Annotated in this window: 22 protein-coding genes; 11 read left to right on the top strand and 11 right to left on the bottom strand. The window is 68.9% G+C overall.

Features of this window, described 5'->3' with window-relative positions:
* Positions 1-68: 68 nt before the first annotated feature.
* The 10 genes from FU260_RS02215 to FU260_RS02260 all read right to left on the bottom strand — a co-directional run bounded on the left by FU260_RS02215 (position 69) and on the right by FU260_RS02260 (position 14,312).
* A complete protein-coding gene (locus FU260_RS02215; RefSeq protein WP_147915579.1) occupies positions 69-2,321 on the bottom strand; it encodes an FAD-dependent oxidoreductase in 2,253 nt (750 codons plus the stop codon).
* Positions 2,322-2,328: 7 nt separating this feature from the next.
* Entirely contained in the window at positions 2,329-3,258 is a 930-nt protein-coding gene (locus FU260_RS02220; protein WP_147915580.1) for a MurR/RpiR family transcriptional regulator, read from the bottom strand.
* 98 nt (positions 3,259-3,356) lie between these two features.
* Complete coding sequence (locus FU260_RS02225; protein ID WP_147915581.1) at positions 3,357-4,262, bottom strand: carbohydrate ABC transporter permease; 906 nt, start codon at positions 4,260-4,262, stop codon at positions 3,357-3,359.
* The gene (locus tag FU260_RS02230) at positions 4,255-5,187 is read right to left on the bottom strand and encodes a carbohydrate ABC transporter permease (RefSeq protein WP_147915582.1); all 933 of its coding nucleotides are present in this window, start codon (positions 5,185-5,187) and stop codon (positions 4,255-4,257) included. The genes FU260_RS02225 and FU260_RS02230 overlap by 8 nt, the downstream gene beginning before the upstream one ends.
* Positions 5,187-6,497 carry an ABC transporter substrate-binding protein gene (locus FU260_RS02235; protein WP_147915583.1) on the bottom strand — a complete coding sequence of 437 codons (1,311 nt, stop codon included), beginning with the start codon at positions 6,495-6,497 and terminating at the stop codon, positions 5,187-5,189. Before FU260_RS02235 ends, FU260_RS02230 begins: the two co-directional genes overlap by 1 nt.
* A 194-nt stretch (positions 6,498-6,691) precedes the next feature.
* Positions 6,692-8,362, bottom strand: a complete 1,671-nt coding sequence (locus tag FU260_RS24325; protein WP_147915584.1) for an acyltransferase — start codon at positions 8,360-8,362, stop codon at positions 6,692-6,694.
* Positions 8,359-11,112: a hypothetical protein gene (locus tag FU260_RS02245; protein ID WP_147915585.1), complete on the bottom strand. Its 2,754-nt coding sequence runs from the start codon at positions 11,110-11,112 to the stop codon at positions 8,359-8,361. Before FU260_RS02245 ends, FU260_RS24325 begins: the two co-directional genes overlap by 4 nt.
* Positions 11,113-11,132: 20 nt before the next feature.
* On the bottom strand, positions 11,133-12,059 hold the full coding sequence (locus FU260_RS02250) for a carbohydrate ABC transporter permease (protein WP_147915586.1): 927 nt from the start codon (positions 12,057-12,059) through the stop codon (positions 11,133-11,135).
* Complete coding sequence (locus tag FU260_RS02255; RefSeq protein WP_413038347.1) at positions 12,049-12,999, bottom strand: carbohydrate ABC transporter permease; 951 nt, start codon at positions 12,997-12,999, stop codon at positions 12,049-12,051. Before FU260_RS02255 ends, FU260_RS02250 begins: the two co-directional genes overlap by 11 nt.
* Positions 12,996-14,312, bottom strand: a complete 1,317-nt coding sequence (locus FU260_RS02260) for an ABC transporter substrate-binding protein (RefSeq protein WP_147915587.1) — start codon at positions 14,310-14,312, stop codon at positions 12,996-12,998. The genes FU260_RS02255 and FU260_RS02260 overlap by 4 nt, the downstream gene beginning before the upstream one ends.
* Before the next feature lie 116 nt (positions 14,313-14,428).
* Here FU260_RS02260 and FU260_RS02265 point away from each other — a divergent pair, with 116 nt between their 5' ends.
* The 3 genes from FU260_RS02265 to FU260_RS02275 all read left to right on the top strand — a co-directional run bounded on the left by FU260_RS02265 (position 14,429) and on the right by FU260_RS02275 (position 16,832).
* Positions 14,429-15,520 (top strand): substrate-binding domain-containing protein, encoded by a 1,092-nt coding sequence (locus tag FU260_RS02265; RefSeq protein ID WP_147915588.1) that lies wholly within the window; start codon positions 14,429-14,431, stop codon positions 15,518-15,520.
* Between the two features lie 233 nt (positions 15,521-15,753).
* Entirely contained in the window at positions 15,754-16,146 is a 393-nt protein-coding gene (locus FU260_RS02270; RefSeq protein ID WP_147915589.1) for a hypothetical protein, read from the top strand.
* Positions 16,147-16,166: 20 nt separating this feature from the next.
* Complete coding sequence (locus FU260_RS02275; RefSeq protein ID WP_235912386.1) at positions 16,167-16,832, top strand: RES family NAD+ phosphorylase; 666 nt, start codon at positions 16,167-16,169, stop codon at positions 16,830-16,832.
* A gap of 171 nt (positions 16,833-17,003) precedes the next feature.
* Here the strand turns inward: FU260_RS02275 and FU260_RS02280 are convergent, their stop codons facing one another.
* Positions 17,004-17,759, bottom strand: coding sequence for a FadR/GntR family transcriptional regulator (locus FU260_RS02280; RefSeq protein WP_147915591.1), 756 nt, complete (start codon positions 17,757-17,759; stop codon positions 17,004-17,006).
* A 105-nt stretch (positions 17,760-17,864) separates the two neighbouring features.
* Here FU260_RS02280 and FU260_RS02285 point away from each other — a divergent pair, with 105 nt between their 5' ends.
* From FU260_RS02285 to FU260_RS02320, 8 genes are read left to right on the top strand one after another with little or no spacing between them, the layout of a single operon-like run.
* Positions 17,865-19,019, top strand: a complete 1,155-nt coding sequence (locus FU260_RS02285; protein WP_147915592.1) for a mandelate racemase/muconate lactonizing enzyme family protein — start codon at positions 17,865-17,867, stop codon at positions 19,017-19,019.
* A complete protein-coding gene (locus tag FU260_RS02290; protein ID WP_168211611.1) occupies positions 19,019-19,978 on the top strand; it encodes an MBL fold metallo-hydrolase in 960 nt (319 codons plus the stop codon). Before FU260_RS02285 ends, FU260_RS02290 begins: the two co-directional genes overlap by 1 nt.
* A complete protein-coding gene (locus tag FU260_RS02295; protein ID WP_147915594.1) occupies positions 19,975-21,024 on the top strand; it encodes a Gfo/Idh/MocA family protein in 1,050 nt (349 codons plus the stop codon). Before FU260_RS02290 ends, FU260_RS02295 begins: the two co-directional genes overlap by 4 nt.
* A 59-nt stretch (positions 21,025-21,083) precedes the next feature.
* The gene (locus FU260_RS02300; RefSeq protein ID WP_147915595.1) at positions 21,084-22,304 is read left to right on the top strand and encodes a CaiB/BaiF CoA transferase family protein; all 1,221 of its coding nucleotides are present in this window, start codon (positions 21,084-21,086) and stop codon (positions 22,302-22,304) included.
* Positions 22,301-23,422 carry a carbohydrate ABC transporter substrate-binding protein gene (locus FU260_RS02305; RefSeq protein ID WP_147915596.1) on the top strand — a complete coding sequence of 374 codons (1,122 nt, stop codon included), beginning with the start codon at positions 22,301-22,303 and terminating at the stop codon, positions 23,420-23,422. Before FU260_RS02300 ends, FU260_RS02305 begins: the two co-directional genes overlap by 4 nt.
* The gene (locus FU260_RS02310; protein WP_147915597.1) at positions 23,419-24,201 is read left to right on the top strand and encodes an enoyl-CoA hydratase/isomerase family protein; all 783 of its coding nucleotides are present in this window, start codon (positions 23,419-23,421) and stop codon (positions 24,199-24,201) included. Before FU260_RS02305 ends, FU260_RS02310 begins: the two co-directional genes overlap by 4 nt.
* Positions 24,202-24,259: 58 nt before the next feature.
* A complete protein-coding gene (locus FU260_RS02315) occupies positions 24,260-25,456 on the top strand; it encodes a fumarylacetoacetate hydrolase family protein (RefSeq protein ID WP_147915598.1) in 1,197 nt (398 codons plus the stop codon).
* The gene (locus FU260_RS02320; RefSeq protein ID WP_147915599.1) at positions 25,453-26,967 is read left to right on the top strand and encodes an aldehyde dehydrogenase (NADP(+)); all 1,515 of its coding nucleotides are present in this window, start codon (positions 25,453-25,455) and stop codon (positions 26,965-26,967) included. Before FU260_RS02315 ends, FU260_RS02320 begins: the two co-directional genes overlap by 4 nt.
* Positions 26,968-26,998: the final 31 nt, after the last annotated feature.

Here is a 26,998-nt window from a genome sequence, read left to right on the forward strand (position 1 = left end):
TCTGGTGCGCCAGGAACGCGTTTTCTGGCCACACCAGAGCAGGCTCGGGGACACGGGGACGGGCGAGGTCAGCTGGCCCAGGTGCGCAGGGAGACCACTCGTGCGCTCTCGGCACCGTTGGTGGCCTCGACCACCAGCCGGACGCCGTCGACCTCGATCGGTTCGGTGAGCCGGTGCCGACGGTGCCGGTGCCGGTTCTCGGTCACCTGCGCCAGCGTCTGCCACCGGTCACCGGAGCGGGCCTCGATCCGGTAGTCGCGGACCAGGGTGGGCAGCACGTCGAACGGAGTGCGGTGGTGGTGCAGGTTGATCAGGTCCTCGTCCAGGTCGTCATCGAAGACCGCGGCTACCTCGGCCACGGTCACCGGCTCGTCCCAGGCCAGCTCCAGATGCGGCGCCGGGTCATGGTCCAGCGGGGCGGAGATCCACAGCTGCGGACCTCCCCACGGTCGCGCGTACCCGCCCACGGCCCGCTGGGCAGCGAACGCGTCGGTCGCCTCGAGCAACCGCAGGCACACCGAGGAGCGCTGCAGCACCTGCTTCCACTCCCGCCACTGCTCGGTGTAGGCCTCCTCCGCCGGCAGATCTCGGTGAGTGAGCGTGAGCACGCCCGGTAGTGCGCCGTCGGCGGTGTGCAGCCGGACCTGAGCATTCGCCCGGAGCACCACGAACGCGTTCTGCGGATCCTCGAGGTCCCAGTCCAGTGGCAGCGTCACCCACTGCTTCTCCCCGGCGGCCACCTTCACGGTGACGGTGCCCACCTTCCGGTGCGGGACGTAGTTCTGCGGCCGGCGGACCTCGTGTACCTCGACCACCAGCTCGGTATCGGCAGCGGCGTCCAGGAGTACTTCCAGGTCTGCCACGGCCGGGTCGGCCGGCAGTACGATCGCCAGATGGTCGGTCAGCGACCAGTGCCCCGTCGGCGGTCCGGCAGCGAGCGTGCGCAGCGTGGAGGAGGCGCTCACCCGAGCGCGCACCGCGTGGTCGTCCGGATCGTCGTGGAGCACGCCCAGCACCGAGGCGTCGGAGCGCACCAGCGCACGGTGCACGCTCGCCATCCGCTCGGCAGCGAGCTCGCGCGGCGTCACCTGCTGCTGCACCGCCAGTGCGGCTGCGGTTCCCGCCGCTTCACCGATGACGGCGCAGGTCGCCATCACCCGAGTCGTCCCGAAGGCCACGTGGGAGGCGGAGATCGTCCGCCCCGCCAGCCACAGGTTCGTCACGTTCTGCGAGTACAGGCTGCGCAGCGGGATGTGATAGTTCCCGTCCGGGTGCCAGTGCCGCGAGCCCTTCTCGCTCGCGTACATCCCACCCGGAGGATGCAGGTCGATCGACCAGCCACCATGGGCGACCCGGTCATCGAAATGCACCTGGTCGAGGACCTCGTCCTGGACCAGGGTGTGGTCGCCGATGAACCGCCGGTACTCGCGTTTACCGGGCACTGCACCGATCCACTCCAGGGTGAGGGTGTCCGCGTCGTACTCACCGGAGTTCTTGATGTGGTCCCAGATGCCGTAGATCACGCCCTGCAGCTCGTCCCGGATGCGCTCGTTGTCGGCGACCACGTCCAGCTCGCCGCCCCACTCGATCCACCAGTAGTCGCAGCCGTTCGCCTCCACCCGGATACCGCGCAGCTCCGGGATCGGGGTGGTGGTGATGTCCTTGGCGAACGAGGGCGGCACGAACTTCTCCGGCCGTCCGGTGTCCTTGGTGTAGAACAGGATCGTCGAGCCCAGGGTGTTGTCGTCCGGAACCTCCGGCGCCCAGGACTCGCCGAACACCGAGCGGGCTTCCCGTCCGGTGCGGAACCGGGCTCCGGCGAGGTAGCCGACCAGCCCGTCCCCGCTGGCGTCCACGAACGCCGGTGAGGTGAACTGCAGCGAGCGCTCCGAGCCCATCTGCCAGCCGGTGACCGACTCGATCCTGCGGTCGGATTCGGGTCCGGTGGCGCGCACGTGCCGGATGTCGGTGTTCAGGAACAGCTCGATGTTCTCCTCGGCGCGCACGGCCTCGAGCACCACCAGGTCCCAGTAGTAGGGGTTGCCCTCCGGGTTGGTGAACTGGTTCTGGACGAACAGCTCGCCCATGATCCCGGTCTCCCGGGCATAGTGCTGCGCCCCGTGTGCGGTCGCCCCGCAGACCCAGACTCGCACCTCGGACGAGGAGTTGCCGCCGAGGACGGGGCGGTTCTGCACCAACGCCACGTGGGTCCCTTGCCGGGCCGCGGCGATCGCTGCGCACACGCCCGCCAGGCCACCGCCGACGACGGTCAGGTCGGTGGCGATCTCCTCGGTGGGGATGTCTCGGTCTGGGGTGGTCATCGGCTCCTCAGCTTTTCGTCGATGGTGGGGGAGGGGGTACGGATCCGGTGTCCGGGCCGATCACGAACTCGATCCCGAGCGCGTCCGGGATGCGCTGGGCCACCAGGACCCAGAGCAGCGCGGCGGTCAGGGTGTCGCTCGCCCGGCCGGCGAAGTAGTCGGTCCAGGCGCTGCCCTCGCGGGTGCCGGTGTACAGGGCTACTTCCACCTCGCGGGCGAGCGTGCAGCCCGGATCGCTGATGATGGCGACTGTGTGCGCGCCACGTGCCGCGGACAGTCGGCAGAACTCCAGGGCGGCCACATCCTCGGTGGAGCGGGCGAGCACCAGGGCCACATCGCCGGGACCCATCAGGCTCGCGGCGACCCGGCTCGCCTGCTGGCTCTCGTGCCGCCACACCGGCCGGCCGATGCGCAACAGTCGCAGGTACAGCTCGTGCAGGGCGACCGAGTCGCCCCACTCGCCGTGCAGGTGGATCCGGCCGGCCGCGGCGATCCATCCGGCAGCGCGCGAGGCGCCGTCCAGGTCGAGGGCACCCATCAGATGGCGGGCGGCCCGGGTCTGCGCCGAGACGAGTACTCCGAGCACGTCCTCGGCGGTGTCCGCCGGGTTGATCGCGGTGCCGATGTCCCGCTGCCAGCCGCCCTGCACCTCTCGGCCGTGCTCGGTGGCGATCGCCGCTCGCAGCGCCGGGAAGCCGGAGTAGCCGAGGACTCCGGCCAGCCGGGTCAGGGTGGCCGGCGAGACGTCCGAGGCGGCGGCCAGATGGGTGATCGACATCCCGCTCACCTCGGCCGGGGAGGCGACGATATGTGCGGCCGCGCGTGCGGTGGCACCGCTGAGCGTGGGCAGCGTGTCCCGCAGCGCCTGCAGCGGGCTGGCGTCGTCCGCCTGTGATCGTCGCGGGCGGGCGGGGTGGTCGGGCTTGTCCTGGGCCATCGGGGCTCCCGGTTACGTGGAGTACAGCTGAGCAGTGGGATGGCCGCCATTCTCGCCGACCCGCTGCGCGCCGGGTGTGGCCGGGGCTGCGATCGTGCTCATTTGATCCCGGTATGGGTGAGTGCTCGGATGAACCGCTTCTGCAGCACCAGGAAGACGATCAGCACCGGAATGATCGAGACCACCGAGGCGGCCATGGTCAGGTTCGCGGAGATCGCCCCCTGCTCGTCGGTGAAGCCGGCCAGCGCCAGGGGCAGCGTGTAGGTCTCCGGGCTGGAGATCAGCACCAACGGGGTCTCATAGTCGTTCCAGGACCAGACGAAGGTGAGAATGCCCAGTGCGCTCATCACCGGGGTGGCCATCGGCAGGTACAGCCGCCAGAAGATCTGCCACTCGTTCGCGCCGTCGATCCGAGCAGCCTCGGCGAACGCCGCCGGCTGACCGACGAAGAACTGGCGCATCAGGAACGTACCGAGCACGGTGAACATCCCGGGCAGGATCAGCGCCCAGAGTGTGTCGTAGAGGCCGAGCTGCTGGAAGTAGATGAACCGCGGTACCAGCAGGAGCTGAGCCGGAATGATCGACGTGGCCAGATAGGCCAGGAACACCTTGTCCCGGCCGCGGAAGTACAGCCGGGCGAACGCATAACCGGCCATCGTGGCGGTGAACACCTCACCGAGAACCCGCACGGTGGCCACGATCACCGAGTTGGCGAACGCCGGCAGGATCGAACCCTCACCGGTGAGTACCTCCACGAAGGCGTCCCAGTGCACGGGGTCCGGGATCCACTCCATCGGTACGACGAAGGCTTCGGCATTGGTCTTCAGCGAGGTGGAGAGCATCCAGACGAACGGCAGCAGGAACGCCAGCGCGAGCAGCCACATCGGGATCGCCCACAGCCACCGGCTCCGGGCAGCGCGGCGCTGGCGTGGCGTGCGGCCGGTGCGGTCTCGGGTCGAGGCGGCGGCGGGTGTGGGTCGGGGGCGCACAGCGGTGTCAGTCATGCAAGGCCCTTCCTCGTTGTGCCCGCCACATCGCCAGGGTCAGCAGCAGCACCCCGACGAAGGTGACCAGCCCGATCGCGGCCGCATAGCCGAACCGGTAGAACTGAAAACCGGTCTGATACATGTAGTACGGCAGCACGGTGGTGGAGTCGCCCGGGCCGCCGGAGGTGAGCAGCGCCACCAGACCGAACCCCTGAGACGTACCGATGAACAGGGTGACCAGCAGGAACACGGTGGTGGGCAGCAGCGAGGGCCAGGTGATGGCGCGGAACCTACGCCACGGTCCTGCGCCGTCGACCTCTGCCGCCTCGTACAGATCGGTCGGAGCATCCTGGAGCGCCGAGAGATAGATGACTGCTGCGTACCCCAGACCGCTCCAGATCGCGACGATGATCAACGCCGGCAACGCCCAGTAGGAGGAGGCGAACCAGCCGGGTAGATCGGCGAGCCCGAGGAGGGAGAGGAACTGGTTTACCACTCCGGCGGAGGGGTTCATCAGCATCAGCCAGGTCATCCCGACGGCTACGGTCGAGACGATGTACGGCATGAAGAACATCGCCCGCAGCACGCCGCGTCCCGGAATGTCGCGGTCCAGGGCGAGAGAGAGGGCAAGGCCGCAGACGACGGTCATCGGCACGCTCACCCCGGCGTAGATGACCGTGCGCCCGACGCTGCCCCAGAACGTCGGGTCCTGGAGCACGTTGACGAAGTTGTCCGCGCCGATGAACTCGATCCCACCGAGGCCAGAGACCAGGTTCCAGTCGGTGAACGCCAGCACCACCACTGAGAGCAGGGGGACGAACGTGAACAGCGTGACTCCCACCAGGTTCGGCAGGATGAACAGCCAGCCGGCGCGGGCGCGTGGGCCCGCCTGGCTCGCCGGGGGTGTTGGAGCTGCGGGTGCCTGTGCGGCGGTGACCACCATCAGCTCTGCTCCCCGAACCGGTCGATCGCGGCCTGAGCCTGCGAATCGATCGAGTCGATCGCCGCCTGCGGCGACCGCTCACCGAGCCAGCACACGTCGCGCTGCTGCTGGTAGGCGAGATCGATCTCGGGATAGGCGGTCAGGTTCGTGTCCACGTACAGCTCGGTCTCGTCCTCGAAGAACACCCGCCGGAAGGAGTCGACGTCGAACCACTCATCGGCGTCCTCACCGAGCAGGCCGGTCAGGACGGTCTCATCGTCGACGTTCTCCAGGGTGGGGATCCGTCCCCCTGGTGCCAGGTAGGGCGGGCCCTCCTTGATGTAGAAGCGGATGAACTCCCAGGCGAGGTCCTGCTTGGTGGATTTCGGGTTGATCATCATGAAGTCCCCGAACGGTCCGCCGTTCCAGCTGTCCGGGCCGACAGTGGGCATCGGAGCCGCGGCGACGGTGAAGTCGTGCGGGTACTCCTCAGGGTCATAGAGGTAGCGCAGGCTGTAGGGCTCGGTGGCCCACAGGCTGAACTCCTCGGCAACGAACCCGTTCTGCTGAAAGACCTCCAGCTGTCGGGCGAGTACCTCGGTCCACGGGAAGAGGACGCCCTCGTCGATCATCGTGCGACTGAGCTGCATGTGCTCCAGGAATGCCGGGTGGGAGAGGTTGGAGTCTCCGCTGTCGGTGTACCAGTAGTTCGGGCCGAGCTCGAGCCGGGGCAGGTCCGGCAGGCGGTAGCAGCCGAACCGTTCGCCGGTGGTCAGCTCGCGCGACATGGCGACGAACTCCTCCACGGTCCACTCGGTCGGCACCTCCAGCCCGGCAGCGTCCAGGTGTGCCGTGTTCAGCAGGATGAGCGCCCGAGAGCGGGCCGTGGCCAGCGCGGTGATCCGCCCGTCCTGCCAGTAGGCCTTCGGGGTCTCGGTGTCCAGGAAGGGCTCGAAGCCGGGCTCCGTCTCGACCCGGTCGGTCAGGTCCAGTCCCATCCCCGAGCCGGACCGCAGCGCCAGCGACTTCATCGGATAGGTGATGTAGACGTCGATGTCCACGCCACCCTGCAACGCGGTGTCGAGCTTGAGGTTGCCCCGGTCATCGTTGATGAACCGGGTGTAGTTCACCGTGTACTCGGGGTAGGCCTCCTCGAATGCCGCGATCACGTCGGCCGGCCCGGACTCGGCGGGTACACCGCCCCAGACGTTCAGCGTGGTGGCAGCCGAGGACGCTCGTCCACCGCCGCAACCGGTCAGTGCGGTGAGGGCGGTGGCGCCCAGGCCGCCAGCGAGGAGGTTGCGGCGGCTGAGCCGCGGTGCGGCGCTCACCCGCGCGCTCGCTGCGGTGTTGTGAGGTGCTGCATCGGATCTCCCTCGATCGGGTCTGCAAGAAGTTACCGACCAAGAGGAGAGAAATCAAGACATCATGAAAATTACTTGCGAACCGTGGGTTCGCGAACGCTTGCTCGTGCGGCATTCTGGGCGATTTGCCGCGCCAGGCAGCGTTCGCGGAAAGGTCTGGGTCAGCCGAGGTGGGCGGGTTCGGGCCGGTGCACACCGCGGGGCCGGTAGCCGAGGGCGCCGGCGAGGCCGAGCAGGTCGGCGAGCAGCCAGATAATGGTCAACCACATCTCCGTGCCCTGCAGTCCGGGCTCGGCATCGGCTCGGGAACCATCGGCGCCGCCCGCGCTGAACCCGAACCCCGCGCTGTCTTGCCAGCGCGCCAATGCCTCGCGGAGCAGCCGCTCGGCGAGCCGGGTCTGGTCGTCCTTGCGGTAGCCGGTAGTGCGCACCAGCCACAGCGGGTGCGCGACGTCGAGCACGTTGCAGGCGTTCTGCCGCTCGGCGGTGAAGTACCGAGCATCCTGGGCATGCCGGAGCACGGTGTCGACGATCCGTTCCGGATGCGGCACAGCGATCCCGAACTGGGCAAAGGTGCCTCGGCTGGCCCGGTAGAAGCCGTTCACCGGCTGCAGCAGGCCGTCCTCGCCTGGCTGGCCCCACATCCCGGTCTGCGGGTCCGCCCGGCGCACCAACCAACCGATCAGTGCATCGAGCGGTGCTGCCGGCGGGGTCGGGCTGCGCCGGCTGTTCCACAGCATCGCGGTACCGAGCGCATCCACCCAGTGGCCCGCACGCCACGCTTTGCGCTGCCACGGCAGGCCCGCCACGAAGCTGACCACCTCCTCCGCCGACAGGTCCGCCACCGCGTGCACACCGGTGAGGAACTCGCTGCCGAGGATGTCGAGCGCGTAGCCGACGCTGAGCACGTGGTAGGCGGCTGGCGGGTCGGAGAGGGACAGCGGCTGCGCCGGGTCCCGGCCCAGCTCGCCGACCAGTCCGGTGCGCGGGTCCTGCCAGCCGCGGAGCAGCGCGATCGTCTCCTCGCCCGAGCGTTGCACCGGGGGTGCGCCGGTAAGCAGATCACTGATCTCCACCGCGTCGCACTGGGCGCGCACCGTGACCGGGCTGCCGGGCTTGTCGCCGAACAGGGCGGCTTCGGCGTTCCAGGCCCGGTCCAGGACCTGCGCTGCCTGCTCTCGTGCCCGGTCGGCGAAGTCCCGCAGCCGCTGCTCCAGGTCGCCTGCCGGAGCAGTAGGCGATCCGGGAACGGGGCGGTGACCGTCGGCCAGCTCCGGAACCCGCCAGCGCAACACCCGGGCGGGATTGCCACCCACCACAGCGCCGGCGGGTACGTCCTTGGTGACCACGGCACCCGCGGCGATCACCGAGCGGTCCCCGATCTGCACGCCGTCGAGGATCACGCAGTGCGACCCGATCCAGACGTCATCACCGATCTCGATGCCTCGTTCGCTGATCGGCTGGCGGAACACCTCCACGTCCGGATCGGTCATCGTGTGGTTGAAGCCGATGATTGAGGTGTGCGCACCCACGCGGACCGCGCTGCCGAACCGGACCGGCCCGCGGATGATCGAGTATGCGTTGATCGTGCAGTGTCGGCCCATCTCGATCGCACCGGTGACCAGTGCGCCGGCAGCGATGTAGCTGCTGCGCCCCATCGTCAGCGCCGAGCACTGCACCGAGGCGAGCGCGGAGACGAAGGCCTTCTCCGCGAACTGGTAGTCCGGGGCGGTGGCGCTCAGCTCGGCCTGCACGGCGAGTTGTTCGGCCTGTTCGGTCTCGGTGGCCTCCGCCCAGAACCGCCAGGGGGAGAACTCGAGGTCCCGGTTCATCGGGTGGCTCCTTCCGGGAGCTGGCTGGTGAGCAGGTGCTGGAGCAGGTCGGGTGGTGCGTCGCCTTCGTCGCCGGCGTCCCGGTGGCTGAACTCCTGATCGGCGGCAACGGCGCCGAGTACCAGATAAGCGCCGGGTCCCGGGGTGAAGGTGTGCTGGCCCGCCGGGAAGCGGAACGCGTGCACGTCCACCCAGAGCCGACGAGTCTCGTCGGATCGGGCGGCCGGGATCGAGACCTCGAGCGCCGACTTCAGCACCGGGTCGAGCCCGCCCTGATCGTCCGCGTGGGTGTTCACCTCCAGGTCCGGCACCTGCAGCCACTCCGGGTCCGGGCTCTGCACGTAGCCGATGAGCAGGTGGCCGGATTCTGGCAGGTCAACCTCCAGCGCCACCTGGGCGGCGCTCGAGGCCTCGAAGGAGATCCGGGACGCGGTGACGCCCGCGAGCTCGGGGGCAATGCGCTCGATCAGCACACTGCGGTCGGTGAACACCGACTGCCCGGCGATCAGGTCGAAGCCCTCGGCCGGGGTCACGTCCACCTCCGCGGCGCGGAACGGGACCACGTCGGCGCCCTCGGGCACCGACCCGGGTAGGGGCCAGCCCTGTGCGGCGATCTCGCGGGTCGCCGCCGCGAACGCCACCGCCTCCTGCTCGAACTCCGGCAGGCACGCCGTCCAGTGGCCATAGACCTTGCCGTTCCGAAACGGCACCCGGCGTTGCGGTGTGCGCATGCTGTTCGCGTACCGGTAGGTCTGTTCGGTGAGCTCGGCCAGCTCGCGGTAGCGTGCCACGCTCTCGGCGATGAGGTCCGCGGCGTGGGTCAGCTGCGCGGGGTCCACCTGCCCGCCGCGCACGGACAGCGCCCGCTGGGTCAGCACGATCGCCGCCGCCTCGATCCGAAGCGCGTAGAACTCCGCGATCAGTGCGAGCGCCCGGGCATCCTGACGGAGCCGGGTGAACTCCTCGGCGTCGCGGTGCACGTGCCTGTTGCCGGCGTCCGCAGCAGCGCAGGCGCGGGCGGCGAAGTGCCGGATATCGTCCACCACGTCCAACGGGGTCTCCCCGAGGTGCGCGTCCCCGCGGACCTCCCGTTCGGCGTACTCCTGCAGCCGCTCACCGCCGGGGGCGTGCGACTGCCACAGGTCCGGCCAGGTCCGGTGCGCCTCCGGCTCGAGCAGTTGGCTCATCGTCATCCCCAGGCTGAGCGTCTGCCGGTTGCCCTCGGTGATGCCCACCCGGCGCACCAGCAGCGGCGCGATCTGACCCATCGCCTCGTACGTCTCCAGGGCGGCCGCACCAGCCTCGGCAGTGCCGAACTGCTCGGCGAGCACCTCGGTCCAGTAGGCCTCCTCGGCCACCGGGTCCCGATCGGCCTGCCAGGCGTACCGGAGCCAGGCCCGGAACCAGATCGCGTCCCGGTCGATCTGGCGCAGCCGCGGCTCCGCCCGGTCCGGCGACCACGGCCAGTCCCAGTAGAACAGCGGGTACAGGTGCAGACCCTGAGCGTGCAACCGGTGCTTCATCGCCTGCGCGCTGCGCTGGATAAAGCCGACCGCGCCGAACCGGAACGGTTCGAGGTTGGCCAGGATGTGTACGTTTGCGATGTGCGTGCTCTCCAGCGAGGAGAGGAACTGGTGCTGCTCCTGCCACTCGCCCCGCGGGTTCCAGGTGGTCAGCGACTCGCCGTTGTACTTGGCTTCGGTGTACAGCCGCGGATAAACCTCGCGGGCGGCGGTGACCACCGGGAGTGGGTCGATCGCGTGACCGCGCAGGATCAGCGGCGGGAGCTCGGCCAGCCCCGCCTGCTGCACACCGTCGAGCACACCCGGAATGATCGTCTCCAGTAGCCACTCCTTGCCGTACAAGTCACCCTGCAGCACCTCACCGAGGCAGGTGTACAGGCCGATGTTCGGGTACTGCGCCACGAACGCGCCGATCGTGGCACGGGTGTAGCTGCTGGTCAGTGGCGTCGGCTGCGGCTGGCGCAGTGGGATGCCGTGGTGCTCGGCGAACGGGAGGGGGATGTGGATGTTGTAGAACTTCACCACGATCCAGATGCCGCGTCGGTCCGCCTCCTGGGTCAGCCACTGCAGCATCGACGCGTTCAGGTCCAGCTCGTCGTCGGTGACCTCCTGCGCCTCCGGAAAGTCCGGCAGCGAGACGAAGGAGGAGAACGGATGACCGCTCCACAGGTAGATCACGTTCGCACGCTGGTCGAAGAGCTCGTCCAGCACTCTCAGCCAGTGCTCGCGGTCGTAGAACCACGGAAACCGTTCCGGCGTCACCGGGTACTCGTACACCTGGCGCGGCGGCTCGACCTCGGTCTTCTGCAGCCCGATCGCAGGACCCCGCAGCACCATGTCCGGAGTCTCGCCGCGGTCCAGGTCTCGCGGGATCCTGCCGGTGCGGGTGACGATGCGAGCGAGCTCCTGGCAGCCGTAGAGCACTCCGGCGTCATCACCACCGGTGACCACCACGACGCCGCCGGGCAGGTGGGAGAGGTAGTAGCCACCCTCGCCGGGGGCGCCGGTGTTGTAGAGCAGGACGTCCTGGTCCTCCAGCTCCCGGATCTGCTCGCTCGAGGTGCGTACGCCCAGCAGGATCCGGAGCGTATCGGCGGACCGGGGCGGTAACTGACCTTCGTGGCGCACCTGGAGGCCTTGGGCCGCCAGCGCCGCTGTGATCAGCTCGAGCCCGTAGCGGATCCGCGGGCTCTCGCTCGAGGTGAGCGTGATCGATACTCGGTCCATCTTCAATTCTTGGTTCCTACCTACTTGATTCCGGTGGTGGCGATGCCGTCGACAAGGTACTTCTGGCCGGCGATGAAGAATCCGATTACCGGGGCGAGTGAGAGCGTCGACATGGCGAAGATCTGACCCCATGAGCTGAGACCCTCGGCGTTCATGAACTGCCGAAGGGCGAGGGGCACGGTGTAGAGCTCGGGACTGGTCAGGTACAGCAGTGGCGAGAAGAACTCGTTCCACGTCCAGATGAAGGTGAAGATCGCAGTGGTCGCGAACGCTGGAACGCACAGTGGCGCGACGATGGAGAGAAAGATCCGGTAGTTCCCGCAACCGTCGATCCTCGCCGCATCATCGAGTTCTTTCGGCAGGGCGCGCATGAACTGCACCATCAAGAAGATGAAGAACGCGTTGCTCGCCAGGAACGCGGGCACCACTAGCGGCAGGTAGGTGTTTAGCCAGCCGAGGTTGGAGAAGATCACGTACTGCGGCACCAGGAGCACGTGGGAGGGGAGCATCAAGGTGCCCAGCATGATGGCGAAGAACGCTTTCCTGCCGACGAACTGCAGCCGGGAGAAGGCGAACGCCGCCATCCCGCAGGAGATGACGTTCCCGATGATGCTCAACACCACGATGATGAGGGAGTTGACCAGATAGAGACCGAACGGGTGGTCGAGCGCCACCCAGCCGTCGGAGTAGTGGCTGAAGTCGAACTCGCTCGGCCACAGGCTCGAGTCGGTGAAGATCAGCCCGTCGGGTTTGACCGAGCTCGACAGCATCCACAGCAGCGGATAGAGCAGGATGATTCCGATCCCGCAGGCGGCGACGTGCCGCACGAACACTCTCCGTGAGGAGAGGCCGAACCGGTCGAGGGCCGGTAGCGTCGACCGCCGCGGTGGCGCCTTCGTGGTGGTGCGCTGAGGCGCGACAGGCCTGCTTTGCTGATCAGTTTTCATAGTAGACCCAGTACTTCTGGCCGATGAAGTTGATGGCGGTAAACGCCGCGATGACCAGCAGGAGCAGCCAGGCCATCGCGGAGGCGTACCCCATATCGAAGCTGGTGAAGCCCTGCTGGTACAGGTAGAGGTTGTAGAACAAAGTCGAGTTCGAGGGACCACCGGTGCCATTGGAGACGACGTACCCCTGGGTGAACGTCTGCATCGAGCCGATCACGGCCAGGATCAGGTTGAAGAAGATCACCGGGCTGATCAGCGGCAGGGTGACCGAACGGAACTGTCGCCACCGGGAGGCGCCGTCCAGGGCGGCGGCCTCGTAGTACGCCGCCGGCACCTGGCGCAGCGCGGCCAGGAAGATCACCATCGGTGCACCGAAGGTCCACACGTTCAAGGTGATGAGCACGCCCAGCGCCGTGTCCGGGCTGCCGATCCAGGACTGGGTGTGCTGGATGCCCAGGGTGGCAAGCAGATCGTTCACGATGCCATCGGCGCCGAAGATCGCCCGCCACAGCATCACCACGGCTACCGAGCTGCCGATCAGCGACGGGAGGTAGAAGACGGAGCGGTAGATCTTCAGCCCGGACATGCCCTTGTTCAGCAGGACAGCCACGCCCAGGGCCGCGATCAGGGAGAGCGGCACCGAGATGAACGTGTACAGAAACGTCACGCCCAGGGAGTGGTGCAACGTCGTGTCGGTGATCATCCGCTTGATGTTCGTCAGACCGGAGAACTCCGGCGGGTTGAGCAGGTTGTAGTCGGTGAACGCCAAGTAGAGGGACCACAGGAACGGGACGATGGTGAACAACATCCCGCCGAACCAGGGCAGCAGGAAGACGTAACCGGACCAGTCCTGGCGCCGGCGCCTTGAGGACGACTGAGTCCCGGCGCGCACGCGGCCGGACCGCTGGCGTGGCGTGGGGGTGAGGACGGGCGCCGTCACTCCTGCGCCCACGACTGCTGCGCTGCCTCGACGAGCGCTTCCCCCGCCTCGGCGGGCGACAGCCGGGCGAACCGGACCTCGTCGGCGATCGTCGACATCTCTTCCATGAACTCCTGTGCGCCGACTGGGGCGGGGATGGGGTCGACCAGGTCCAGCTCCCCGAGGCTGAGGATGTGCTCGTAGGCGACCTGCTCGTCCTCGTCCAGGTCCTGCACCAGGGCGGAGACCACCTCTTGGTTGGCCGGGATGCCGTTGGTGCCGGCCATGGCTTCGTTCCCGCCCAGGTCGTTGACGAGGAAGTCCACCAGGGCTACAGCTGACTCCGGCGCTGCGGTGGCCGAGCTGATCGACCAGAACAGGGCCGGAATGAGCTGCATGCCGCGGCCCGCCCCGGTCGTCTCGCCCGGCAGGTAGCCCATCTCCAACTCGCCGCCCGCTGCCGTGTTGAAGGAGGCGAACGAGTTGGACGGAATAACCTGTGCGGCGGTCAGTCCCTGAGCCAGTGCGGACTGGTCGGCCGCCGCGCCGAGGACATCGATGGCGCCGCCCGCCGGGACAGCGCCCATCGCCTCGAGCTCGACCCAGAGTTCGTACCAGGGCGTGACCTCCGGCGCGGTAAAGCCGATGCTGCCGTCCTCGTTCCAGAGGTCCAGACCCTGCTGTCGCAGCCAGGTGCCGAACGTCTGCAGCTCGCCGATGGGCAGGTCGCCGCCGTAGACCTCGCCGTTGCTGGCCTCGCTGAGCTCTGCGCTCACCTGACCGAAGTCCTCCCAGCTCCAGGAGGTCATATCGGGCGCCTCGACGCCAAACCGGGTGAAGGCGGCATGATCGATCACCATCGACATTGACGTGACCCCGCCGGCAACGCCGAGGAGCTTGCCGTCGACGAGACCGGCATTGAGTACCGACTCCGGCATCTTGTCGGTACGGAGCACGTCGGAGTACTCGTTGAAGTCGAGCAGGACGCCGCGATCGCCATAGTCCCGCAGCGACTCGCGCGCCATCCGCATGACATCCGGGGGACTGTTGGAGGCGAAGCGGATCGCCAGCTTCTGGCGATACTCCGACCCGGACTGGTACTCGGTGGAGACCTCCACGTCCGGGTGGGCTTCGATGAACAGGTCGACGGCGGCCCGCATCTGTTCTGCCCGGGTGGCATCGCCCTTCCAGACGAAGTTGAGCTCGCCGGCCGCCGCGTCGGCACCGCCGGTGTTGGTAGATCCACCGAAGCGGCCACAGCCGGCAACACCAATTCCACCTGCGGCACCCAGGCCGAGACCGAGGAGAGCGCGCCGGCTCAAGTTCGCTGTCATCGTTGACTCCAGATCGTTTCCTGTTCGGGTACCCTCAGAAAAGTCCAGATACGCACGCGTTACAACCAGATCGCACAGACTCGCACAGGCAGTTGTTCGAGTCCGGAGGATCTCCGATGACTGCAGAACGCCCCGATCCGCTGCCCGGTCAACGGCAGGAACGGCTGCTGCGCGCGCTCCGAGCCACCGGGTCGGTCGTGGTGAGCACCCTTGCACCCGAGCTCGGTGTCTCGGAGATGACCTTGCGCCGCGATCTCAATGCCTTGGCAGCGCGGGGGCTGGCGGTGCGCGTGCATGGCGGCGCCACCCTGCCGGATGCGCCGGGCCAGGAGGGTGTCGGCCCGGGGTCGGAGGCGCCCCAGCTGACCATCGGCCTGGTCCTTCCCGGCGTGGAGTACTACTGGTCGCCCGTAGTGGTCGGTGCTCGTGAGGCCGCGGCGCGGGTCAATGCCCGGTTGATCCTGCGGTGTACGGGTTACGACCCCATCGAGGACCGCAAGCAGGTGCAGTCGCTGCTGTCCTACGCCAATGTCGACGGCCTGATCATGGCGCCGACGCTCGACTCCCTCGAGAACGGTGAGCTGGTGACCTGGCTCGATTCGCTTCCGGTGCCGGTGGTGCTCGCGGACCGGAGATCAACGGCGGTCCCGGTGCGCAACCTCGAGTGGGTGACCTCCGACCATGCGGCCGGTGGTGCACTGGCGGTGCAGCACCTGGTGGCCCAGGGGCACCGCAGGATCGCGGTCTGCTCCGGGCCGACGGCCACGACTGACCAGCTCCTTGGCGGGTGGCATCGTGAGTCGATCCGGCTCGGGCTGGACCCGGCCGAACAGTTCGCGATGCGCACCGACCTGACCGAGCGCGATCGGCGGCACGCCGCGGACGAGCTGCTGGAGCGGTGCACCAGTACTGGTACGACCGCGGTGATCGTCCACCCGGACATCCTCACGCTCACTCTGGTGCAGCAGTGCTTGGATGCCGGCATCGCCATCCCGGACGATCTCGCCGTGGTCAGCTATGACGACGAGGTCGCGGCTCTCGCTGATCCGCCGCTGAGTGCCGTGATGCCACTGAAGCAGGATGTGGGGCGGATGGCGATGGAGATGGTGCACGCCCGGCTGATGGCCGGCGACCGGCGCCCGCCCAACCGGCTCACCGTGATGCCAGTGCTGAACGTCCGCAGGTCCAGCACCACGCGCCGCGGCTAGGAAGCCATCATGGGCCCCACTGACATCGACGTAGTGCGTCGCCGGGCCGTCACGGGCCCGGCTGGAGTCCGTGTTCGTGCGGGTGGCAGGCCCGAATGCGGACAGCGAAGCGAACTTGAGGTCGCTCTTGAGGTCGGATCGCATGCGCGTATCTCGGCAATGTTGTATCGTAACCGTGTCGGAACGCTCTCGGAAGTCGATCGAAGCGGCCGGCTGACGAAGGAGAGTGCGCGATGGCTGCCGCGACCCACACCAGGAGTCACGCCCCAGTAGCAGGCGAAACGCCGCGGCGACCCGAGGACTGGAGCGTGCCGGAGATCGCTGAGTTCCTGAACGAGAACCTCGGCCCGAAGCTGACGGCATACCTGGTCGGCAAGGACCCGCAGACCGTAGCTCGCTGGATCAAGCGTGAGCAGATTTCGCCGCAGCCAGATGTAGAGCGGAAGCTGCGCGGGGTGTTCCAGATCTTCGACCTGCTGGTCAAGACCGACTCTCGGCACGTCGTGCGCGCATGGTTCATCGGAATGAACCCCCAGCTCGACGATCACTCGCCCGCCGAGGTGCTTGCCGGCGGTGACACGCGTTCGGCGATGGCTGCCGCTCGGTCGTTCTCGGCAGGCGGGTGAGTGTTCCGGGGCCCGCCGTGGTGTGGCCTCCAGGGCTCTTGTGGCGGGTCGCCCGGACAGGCAGGGGCTTCACTTTCGCTGAGGTCGATCTGGATGATGCCATGGAAGGGCGAGGTGTCAACCGGTTCGATGTCGCTGGTTCCGGCGTCCTGTACGCATCCACCGACATCGAAGGCTGTTTCCGGGAGGTGTTGGCCCGGATGCGCCCCGCGCGTGGCATGGCCGACCTGGACGAGGACAACTCGAACGCATTCATGGGAGCGGGCCAGCTGCCGGCGTCCTGGCGCGAGAACCGACGCCGGTTCGCACTCGCCGTCGACAGCGATCTGCCCTTCGTCGACGTGGAACAGCAGGTCACGTGGAACGCGATCGAGGCCACTCCGGGTGCGCTGCCGCCGTTCGACCCCAAGAAGGACGACGGGCACCTGGATATCGGTGACATCCGCGGGAGTGATCGTCGCCTGACGCAGCGAATCGCGCGTTGGGCCTACGACGAAGAGTCGATCGATGGCAAGCCCCGCTATGCCGGGATCCGCTACATGTCCCGCACCGGTCATTTTGAGTGCTGGGCGATCTTCCAGCGTCCGGCGGTGCAGGTGGTCGAGGTCCGACCCGCGGGCGAGATCGACATGAGCGACCCCGACCTCAGTAGGGTCTGCCGCGCGTTCGAGTTGACCCCGCACTAGTTTTTCGCGCGATCAGTCAAGAGTGAGGACCGGCGTGCGGCATCGGCCGAGCGGGGTGAGTAGCGCGCTCTCTTGAGGCAAAGCGCGCCATTCTCGATCAGCTGAGTCAGGTGACCGGCTCCATCGCACGGCTGCCGGGTTAGGGCTAGCAGCGCCGCGGTCAGCCGCGCCTCACCGCCGCGAGCGCCGCTTCGCCGACGGCAGCCGGCGCCGCTGCCAGGAGTTGAGGATGTGCTCGCTCATCGCGATCCGGGCTGCCTCCCGGTCTCCCGCCGAGATCGCCTCGACGATCTGCTCGTGCTCGGTGAGGGTGAGCTCGAAGGCGTGCGCGGGGTCGAGGCCGGTGTAGCGCTCGCTGCCGACGGCGTGGGCGATCAGCGTGCGCGCGATGTTCTCCGCGAGGGTGTTGTCCGAGAGCTCCATCACGGCGAGGTGGAACTGCACGTCGGCATCACGGAAGGCGGTGGAGTCCTCGATCAGCTCGGCCATCACCTCTAAGCGCTCGGCCAACTGGGCGCGAGCCTCGTCGGTCACGGCTCCAGCGGCTGCGGCGGCCATCGCAGCCTCGAGCGAGCCGCGGACCACGCTGAGGTCGTCCAGCACCCCGAGCGTGCTGTCATTTCCGATCATCGTGGCCAGTACCAGCGGGTCGAGGACGTTCCAGTTGGTGCTCGGCAGCACGTGCGTCCCCCGGCCCTGGACGACGGTGATCATACCCTTCTCCTGAAGGCGCTTCATCGTCTCCCGGATCACCGTGCGGCTCACCCCGAACTCGGTGCTGAGCACGGCCTCGGGCGGCAGGATGTCACCGGCGGCGTACTCGGCGGTGACGATCGAGCGGACGAGCTCGTTCAGGACGGTCACCCCGATGCGGTCGATCGGCGGTCTGGTCCGGCCGGGCGATCCCGGTCCTAACAGTTCAGGCATGGGACCAATCTATTGATGTTTTCGGCCGAGGGGTGCAGGACACCCCAAAACCTAAGACATATGATGTATGCTGGCTGCTCTTCCGGTCTCCACCTCGAGGACGATATGAAGGTCACTGGCTATCGCACGCTGCGGACGGTCCACCGCTGGGGTCGCCCGGTCGGCGACGTCAACGGGTTCATCGCCTCCGGCGTGACCGACGTGCCGGTGGTGATCGTGGAGACCGACGTCGGCATCGAAGGCGTCGCGATCGGTTCGCACGCCGATCTCGACCGACTCTTCCCGGCGATCGAGGGGCAGGACCCGCGAGCGGTCACAACGCTGTACGACGCCATGCTGGCGCGGGTGTTCAAGTCCTCGCACGCCGGGGCGACCTTCGGCGGCCTTGGCACGCTCGACAGCGCGCTGTGGGACATCAAAGCCAAGGCGGCTGGCGAACCGCTGTGGCGGCTCCTCGGCGCCGGGGACCGGTTCGTGCACGGCTACGCCTCCGGTCTTGACGCCGCACTCTCCGCTGAGCAGCTCGAGACGTTGTACCGCTCCTTCGCCGAGCGTTCCTTCACCTCGGCCAAGCTGAAGGGCGGGCGCAACGTCGAGGCGGATCTACGCCGGTTCGCCGTCCTGACCGACGTGCTCTCCGTCAACACGCCGACGCCCGCGCTGATGCTCGATGTGAACGAGTGCTGGAACCTCAAGCAGGCCGTGCGCTACGTGAGCACCCTGGAGGAGCAGGTCGACCTCACCTGGATCGAGGAACCGCTCCGGCGCTGGGACGCCACCGGGCACGCCCGGCTGAGCCGGTCGGTCAAGGCTGCCGTGGCGACCGGGGAGAACCTCACCGGACTGGAGCTGTACCGTCCGCTGCTGGACGCGGGCGGCGCCGACATCGTCCAGGCGGGTGCGATCTGGGGAATCACGCACTTCCTCCGGGTGGCTGTGGCCGCGCACAGCCGGGACCTCCCGGTCTCACCGGTGGGCCTGACCGCGAACTACGCCGTCGCCGCTGCCGCAGCCGCCGTTCCGAACCATCTGTCCGCAGAGGTCCAGGATCTCGGTGTGCCGGTGGGGCTGGCGCTGGACCAGCAGATCGTCGACGGCGGGATCGTCCTGGGGGACCGGCCCGGCGGCGGGATCGAAGTCGACCAGCACCTGATCGCCGCGGCGCGCGAGGCCGGCGACTGGGAAGAACCCGCAGGCCCGCACGTCCGCCCGATCCGGGCCGGCCTGCGGCTGGTGGACAACGGAACGTGGGGAGAATGATGGAACTGCGACCAGGACTGCACCGAATCCAGGCACCGCTGGGCGAACGCTTCATCGCGATGTATCTGCTCACCGGTCCCGATGGTGCCCTGCTCTTCGACACCGGTGTGGCCGAGTCGGTACCAGGCACCCTCGCGCCCTATCTCCAGCGCATCGGCTTCGACCCGGCCGGGCTGCGCTGGGTGATCAGCTCGCACTGCGACTTCGACCACACCGGTGGCAACGCCGCGCTACGCGAGCTGGCACCGCACGCCGAGCTTGCCGCCGGCCGCGCCGATGTGCCGATGACCGAGGACCTCGAGCTGCTGATCACCGGGCGCTACGGCGAGTTCGCCGCGCTGGACCGGTTCGATGATCCCCCGGAGACCACCGCCGAGATCCGGCGCAGCACGGCACTGGTCGGCGTCGATCGTGCCCTGGACGGAGGGGAGAGCTTCGACCTCGGCGGCGGCCGGCAGATCGAGGTGATCGCCGCACCCGGGCACTCGCCCGGCCACCTGGCGCTCTGGGATCCGGCCAACAGTGCACTGCTGATCTCCGATGCGGTACTCGGCGAGACGGTACCGACCGCGGACGGCCAGCCCGCCTTCCCGCCGACCTACCGGGACACCAGCGCCTACGTGCAGACCATCCGCACGCTCGGCGAGTACCCGGCGGACCTGCTGCTGACCGCCCATTACCCGATCTACGAAGGCAGCGAGGTGAGCACCTTCCTCGCCACCTCGCTCGCCTACACCGAGCGGGTCGACGCCGTGATCGCCGAGGTCCTTGCCGCCGGGGAGGAGCTGACCTCGCTGGAGCTGATCCACCGCAGCGCGAAGGCGCTCGGCCCCTGGAACGCCGAAGCCTGCGAGTACCTGATCTTCCCGATGACCGGAAACCTGGAACGACTGACCCGGGACGGCCGGGTCGTCGAGGGCACCCGGGACGGCCTGCGGACCTGGCGGTGGGCAGCATGAGCGCGGTACGCCTGGGCGCGATCGGCGCCGGCTGGTGGGCCACCAGCAACCACTTCCCGCTGTTCGCGGCACGCAAGGACGTCGAGCTGGTCGGGGTGTGCGGGCGCGGCCCGGGACTGGAGGACATCCGCGCGCAGTTCGGCTTCGACTTCGCCACCGAAGACGCTGACGAGCTGCTCGCCGCGGACATCGACGCCGTCGTGATCTCCACTCCGCACGACCTGCACCACCCGCTCGCCGCACAAGCGCTCGACCGCGGACTGCACGTGCTCTGTGAGAAGCCGATGACCTTACGCGCCGATCAGGCGTGGGACCTTGCCGATCGCGCGGAGCGCGCGGGCACCGTGTTCCTGGTGCCGTACGGCTGGAACTACAAGCCGTTCACCGTGGCAGCCAAACAGATGCTCGACGGCGGTCGCATCGGTCAGATCCAGTACGTGCTCTGTCATATGGCCTCACCCACCCGCGGGCTGTTCGGCAGCGACCCGACCCACATGCTGGCGCGGTGGAACTCCGATACCGCCCCGAACCCGACCACCTGGTCCAGCCCAGAACACGGCGGCGGGTACGCCCACGGTCAGGTCACGCACTCCTCGGCCCTGCTGTTCTGGCTCACCGGCCTGCGCGCCGCCACGGTCGCGGGCCGGGTGAGCAATGCCGGCGCCGCGGTGGACCTGTTCGATGCCGGTGTGGTCCGGTTCGACAACGGAGCCCTCGGCACCCTCTCCGGCGCAGCGACCCTCGCCGACGGCGACCGGTACCAGGTGGACATCCGGCTGTTCGGCACCGAAGGCGTGCTGATGATCGACGCCGAACGGGAACGGGTCAGCCTGAGCCGCTACGACGGGCAGCGCGAAGACATTCCGATCGCCCCCGAGGAGGGCGACTACGAGTGCCTGGTCCCACCGGCGCGGTTCATCGACCTGATCACCGGAGCCAGCCAGGAGAACAATTCCGACGCCGCGGTGGCAGCGCGCTCGGTCGAGCTGATCGACGCGCTGCTGCGTTCCTCGGCCGCCGAGGGGCGCGAGACCCCCGTGCACTGAGAAGCCATCGCTGCACTGGGCAGCCACCGCACCACCCCGACCGACCAGTAGAGGAAGTCATGGCAGAGAAGTCCACCGGCAAGATCCTGGACGGCTACCGGGTGATCGACTGCTCGATCGCCATGGCCGGCCCGTTCGCCGCCCAGCGTCTGGGTGACCTCGGCGCCGATGTCCTCAAGGTCGAACCGACCAAGGGGGAGTGGCAGCGGTACGCCGCGGCCGGTGGCGCCCAGGGGAACACGGTGAACGTCTCGTTCCTCTCCCTGAACCGCAATAAGCGCTCCCTGGCCGTGGACCTGAAGTCCGACGACGGTCGACAGATCGTCCGTGACCTGATCGCCACCGCGGACGTCTTCCTGCAGAACTACCGGCCCGGCGTCGCCGCCCGGCTCGGCCTGGACTACGAGACTCTCGCGGCGATCAACCCCTCGCTGGTGTACGTGTCGATATCCGGCTACGGCGAGGACGGACCTTACCGGGACCGCCCAGGCCAGGACCTGATCCTGCAGGCGATGACCGGGGCGATGCTCTCCGCCGGCCGCGCCGGTGAGCCGCCCACACCCGCCGGTCTGTTCCTCGCCGACGCCGTCACCGCCTCCACCGCCTTCGAAGGAGTGCTCGCCGCCCTGCTGCACCGGGAGCGCACCGGGGAGGGGCAGCTGGTCACCGTGAACATGCTCGACGCCCTGACCACGCTGCAGATGCAGGAGTTGTCCGTCTACACCGTGGGCGGAGTGCCGCAGGAGCGCGGCGAGGAGCCGAACGCACACGTCTACATCCGCGCCCCGTACGGGGTGTTCGCCACCAGCGACGGCTACCTCGCGCTCGCGTTCGCGGACCTGAGCACCCTCAGCGAGGTGCTCGACGAACCCTCGCTGGCCGGGCTCGACCCGGAAGAGCACGGCTGGACCCACCGCGACGAGCTGTACGCCACAGTGGCGCGCCACCTCAAGGACCGGACCACCCAGCACTGGCTTGATGTGCTGCTCCCGGCCGGGCTGTGGGTCGGGCCGGTGCAGGGTTACGCGGACCTGGTCGAGGACCCGCAGATCCTCCACAACGGCACCTTCGTCGAGTACGAGCACCCCACCGAGGGGTGGGTGAAAACCCCCGGGTTCCCCTACAGGTTCGCCAAGACCCCGCCGTCGGTGGACCGCGGCGCCCCGCTGGTCGGTGAGCACACCCGGGAGATCCTCACCGAGCTTGGCATCGAGTCCGAGCGGGTGCAGGCTCTGGAAGAATCTGGCGCGATCGCCGCCACCGCCCCGGTGCGGCAGTGACCGACTTCCTCGGGCTGACCTGGGACCACCCGCGCGGCCGGAACGCCCTGGCGGCAGCCGCCCCTCGGCTCGGCGGCGGCGACCGCCTGCACTGGCACGTCCAGCCGCTGGAGGGGTTCGAGTCCGCACCGATCGACGAGCTCGCCCGCAGCTACGATCTGCTCGTGCTGGACCACCCGCACCTCGGTGACGCGCTCGCCACCGCCAGCCTGCGGCCGTTGGACGAGCTGGTCGACGCCGAGCAGATCCGTGCCTGGGAGCAGGCGGCGATCGGGCCGACGCTCGCCTCCTACCGGATGGCCGGGCAGCTGTGGGCGCTGCCGCTGGACGCCGCGACGCAGGTCTCCGCCCGGCGCCGGGACCTGGTCCCGGACGCCCCGACCACGTGGGGTGAGGCAGAGCAGCTGGCCGAGCGGGGCCTCCTCGCTCTGAGCCTGGCCGGACCGCACGCCTTCCTCTCCCTCTGTTCGGTCGCCGTTTCCTTCGGGGACAACCCGGGCAGCACGCCCGGCGGGCTGTTCCACCGCCCGACGGCGCAGCGCGCCCTGGCACTGCTGACTCACCTGGCCGCTCGCGCACCCGAAGGCACGGAGCTGCTCAACCCGATCGGGCTGCTGGGCCGGATGCGCGATCACGGCGATATCGGCTACCTGCCACTGGTGTACGGCTACGTCACCTACTCCGCACCGGAGCTGGCCTTCGGCACCGTGCCGACCGAGAACGGGCGGATCGGCTCCACTCTGGGTGGCACCGGGATCGCCGTCACCCGCCGGTCGGAGCCGTCGCCGGCGCTGCTGGACCACCTGCGCTGGTTGCTCCGGGAGCAGACACAGCGCACCTTCATCCCCGCCCACGACGGCCAGCCGGGCATCCGCGCAGCCTGGACCGACCTGGACGTCGATACCGCGGCGCACGGCTTCTACTCCGGCACCCGCGCAGTGCTCGAGGCCGCCTGGGTCCGGCCCCGCCTCCCGGGCTACATCCCGTTCCAGTCCGCGGCGTCGGCCATCGTGCGCGCGGCGATCAGCGGCGGACGCAGCGGCGCCAGCGCGCTGGACGAGCTTGAGGAACGCTTCGCGCAGCTCGGCACGCACCCCAGCAGAGAGGACCTGCCATGACTGTCACCTCCGACACCGACCTGATCGTGGTCGAGACCACCGGCGCCGTCGCCACTGTGCGGCTGAACCGGCCGGAGAAGCTGAACGCCGTCACCCAGGCGATGAGCGACTCCCTGGTCCGGATCGTCCGCGCCCTGAACGAGGACCCCGGCATCCGCGCGGTGGTCTACACCGGCACCGGCCGCGCGTTCAGCGCCGGTTCGGACATCGCCACCCTCGACCAGTACGCCACGCCCTGGCAGTTCCGGAACCGGTGGGACTACTGCGATGCGCTCCGCGAGCTGCGCAAGCCGGTGATCGCCGCGGTGAACGGGTACGCCTTCGGCGGAGGCCTGGAGGCCGCCCTGACCTGCGACATCCGGCTGGCCGCCGAGACCGCCACGTTCGCTGCACCGGAGATCAAGCTCGGCTGGATCGGCGGCGGCGGGATGTCACCGCTGCTCGCGCAGTCCGTGGGCGCGAGCAACGCCGCGCTGATGCTGATGACCGGCGACCCGATCGACGCCGCGCGCGCCCTCTCCTGGGGGCTGATCAGCGAGGCAGTCCCCGCTGCGGACCTCCTGGCCCGGGCGCAGCAGCTCGCCGCCACCATCGCCGCCCGGCCACCGATCGCCGCCGAGACCGGGAAGGCCAACCTGCGGGCGTCCTGGAACCTTCCCCTGGACCAGGCGATCGGCTACGAACGAGAGATGCAGGCGATCACCTTCGCCACCCAGGATGCGGCCGAAGGCCGCGCCGCCTTCGCCGAGAAGCGAACCGGTACGTTTCAAGGACACTGACGCTCCGCCGTCGACCTGTGTGCAGTCCCGCGGGTGAGGGCCTCGAACAAGGAGAGAGATGACCGAAAGCTGGGCCGGGCCGGTCGAGACCGTGCTGCCCGACGATGCCGACGATGCACTGCTGGCCGGGCGGGTGTGGCTGCCGGAGGTCGGTGGGCCTGCGGTCGTCGTCTGCCGCAACGGCCAGGTGCTGGACCTGTCTGGCTCGTTTGCCACGATGCGGGATCTGACGGAGGAGGCGGACCCGGCGGTCGCCCTGCGCGGCGCGGACGGTCCGGTGGTCGGTTCACTCGCGGATCTGTGGGCGAACACGAACCCGGACGCTCGGGACCCGCGCCGGCCGTGGCTGCTGTCGCCGATCGACCTGCACGTAGTCAAGGCGGCCGGGGTCACCTTCCCGGTCTCCATGCTGGAGCGGGTGATCGAGGAGCGGGCCGGTGGTGAGGCGGAGTCGGCCCAGGGAATCCGGGAGACCGTGCTGGCGGCGCTCGGCGGGGACATCCGCGATCTGGTGCCCGGTTCGGACCAGGCCGCCCGGCTCAAGGAGGTGCTGGTCGCCGAAGGGCTGTGGAGCCAGTACCTGGAGGTGGGGATCGGGCCGGATGCGGAGATCTTCACCAAGGCGCCGGTGCTGGCCACGGTCGGCGGCGGGGTGGACGTCGGCGTGCTCGCCGAGTCGGAGTGGAACAACCCGGAACCCGAGGTGGTGCTGGCGGTCTCCGCCGCCGGAACGATCGTGGGCGCGACGCTCGGTAACGATGTGAACCTGCGCGATATCGAGGGGCGCTCGGCGCTGCTGCTCGGCCGGGCGAAGGACAACAACGCCTCCGCCTCGCTCGGACCGTTCCTCCGGCTCTTCGACGACCGCTTCGACCTGGCGGACGTGCGCGAGGCGACCGTGCAGCTCACCGTGACCGGAGCGGACGGGTTCGCCATGTCCGCCAGCTCGCACATGGACCAGATCAGCCGCGACCCCGCCGATCTGGTGCAGCAGGCGATCGGGAGGCACCACGCCTACCCGGACGGGTTCGTGCTCTACCTGGGCACGATGTTCGCCCCGGTGGAGGACCGCGACGAACCGGGGCACGGCTTCACCCATCACCTCGGCGACGTGGTCCGGATCTCCTCCCCGCGGCTCGGCGCCCTGGTGAACCGGGTACAGCACAGCGAGTCGCTCGAACCCTGGAGCTTCGGGATCTCCGCGTTGATCACCAGCCTCGCCGAACGAGGCCTCGTCGGAAGGACACGACCGTGACCACCCTCACCACCACCGACCCCCGCACCGGCACCAGCCGCGACACCGACCTGACCAAGACCGGAGCCGAGGAGGTCGCGGCGATCACCGAACACGCCAGTGCGGCCTTCGCCCAGTTGCACGAGCAGCCGCGCAGCTGGCGCGCCGGTCTGCTCCGTGCGCTGGCCGACGGCCTGGAGGCCGACCGGGACGGCCTGGTGGAGGCGGCGATGAGCGAGACCGGGCTGCCCGAGGCCCGGCTGAACGGCGAGCTGAGCCGCAGCGCGTTCCAGTTCCGGCTTTTCGCCGACGCCGTGGCCGAGGGCGGGTACCTCGAGGCGATCATCGATCACGCCGGTCCGACCCCGCTCGGCCCCGGCCCGGATGTGCGCCGGATTCTGGTGCCGATCGGCCCGGTGGCCGTGTTCGGTGCGAGCAACTTCCCGTTCGCGTTCTCGGTGGTGGGCGGGGACACCGCCTCGGCGCTCGCCGCCGGGAACCCGGTGGTGATCAAGGCGCACAGCTCGCACCCGGTCACCTCACAGCGATCCTTCGCCGCGCTCGAGCGCGCAGCCGCTGCGTACGGCGCACCGGCCGGCACCTTCGGGATCGTCTACGGCCAGAAGGCCGGCTCGGCGCTGGTGGCCGACCCGCGGATCGCCGCCGTGGGATTCACCGGATCGCTGTCCACCGGCAAGATCCTGCAGCGGATCATCGACGAACGACCCACGCCGATCCCGTTCTACGGAGAGCTCTCCAGCCTGAACCCGCTGGTGATCACTGCCGGCGCTGCTGCCGCACGCACCGCCGCGCTCGGTGAAGGACTGTTCACCTCGGTGACCGGTTCGGCCGGCCAGCTGTGCACCAAGCCCGGACTGGCCTTCGTCCCTGCTGGTGCTGCCGGTGACGAGCTGGTGGCGGACGTCGTCTCCCGCGCCTCTGCCGCGGGGGCGCAGACCCTGCTCAACGCGCGCATCCACAGCGCCTTCGACGAGATCCGCAGCCGGCTGATCGGCGACGGGCAGGCGCGCAGCCTGGTGGCGCCTCAGCACGGGGATGCGGGGTTCTCGCTCACCCCCGGCGTCCTCGAGATCGACGCCGCCGACGTCACCGCCGCGGTGACCGAAGAAGCCTTCGGACCCCTGGTGGTCCTGGTGCGCTACCGCAGCATCGAGGAGATCCGCACTGCGCTGCAGGCGGTGCCGCACTCGCTGACCGCCACGATCCACTCCACGGCCGAGGAGACGCAGCAACGCGCTGCGCTGACCGAGGCGGTCACGCCCCTGGTCGGGCGGATCGTCTACGACGGCTTCCCCACCGGGGTGCGCGTCTCCTGGGGGATGCACCACGGCGGGCCGTGGCCGGCCACGAACACCCAGCACACGTCAGTGGGGGTGACGGCGATCCGCCGGTTCCTGCGCCCGCTCGCCTGGCAGGACGCACCGGCCGACGTCCTGCCGGCGGAGCTGCGGGACGGGACGGTGGACCTTCCGCGCCGGGTGGACGGGGTGCTGCAGCTCGCCGGGAGCTGAACAACGGCTATCGCTGCGCGGCGCAGCGCCT

Origin of the sequence: Ruania zhangjianzhongii, assembly GCF_008000995.1 — a bacterium.
GTDB classification, from domain to species: Bacteria; Actinomycetota; Actinomycetes; order Actinomycetales; family Beutenbergiaceae; genus Ruania; species Ruania zhangjianzhongii.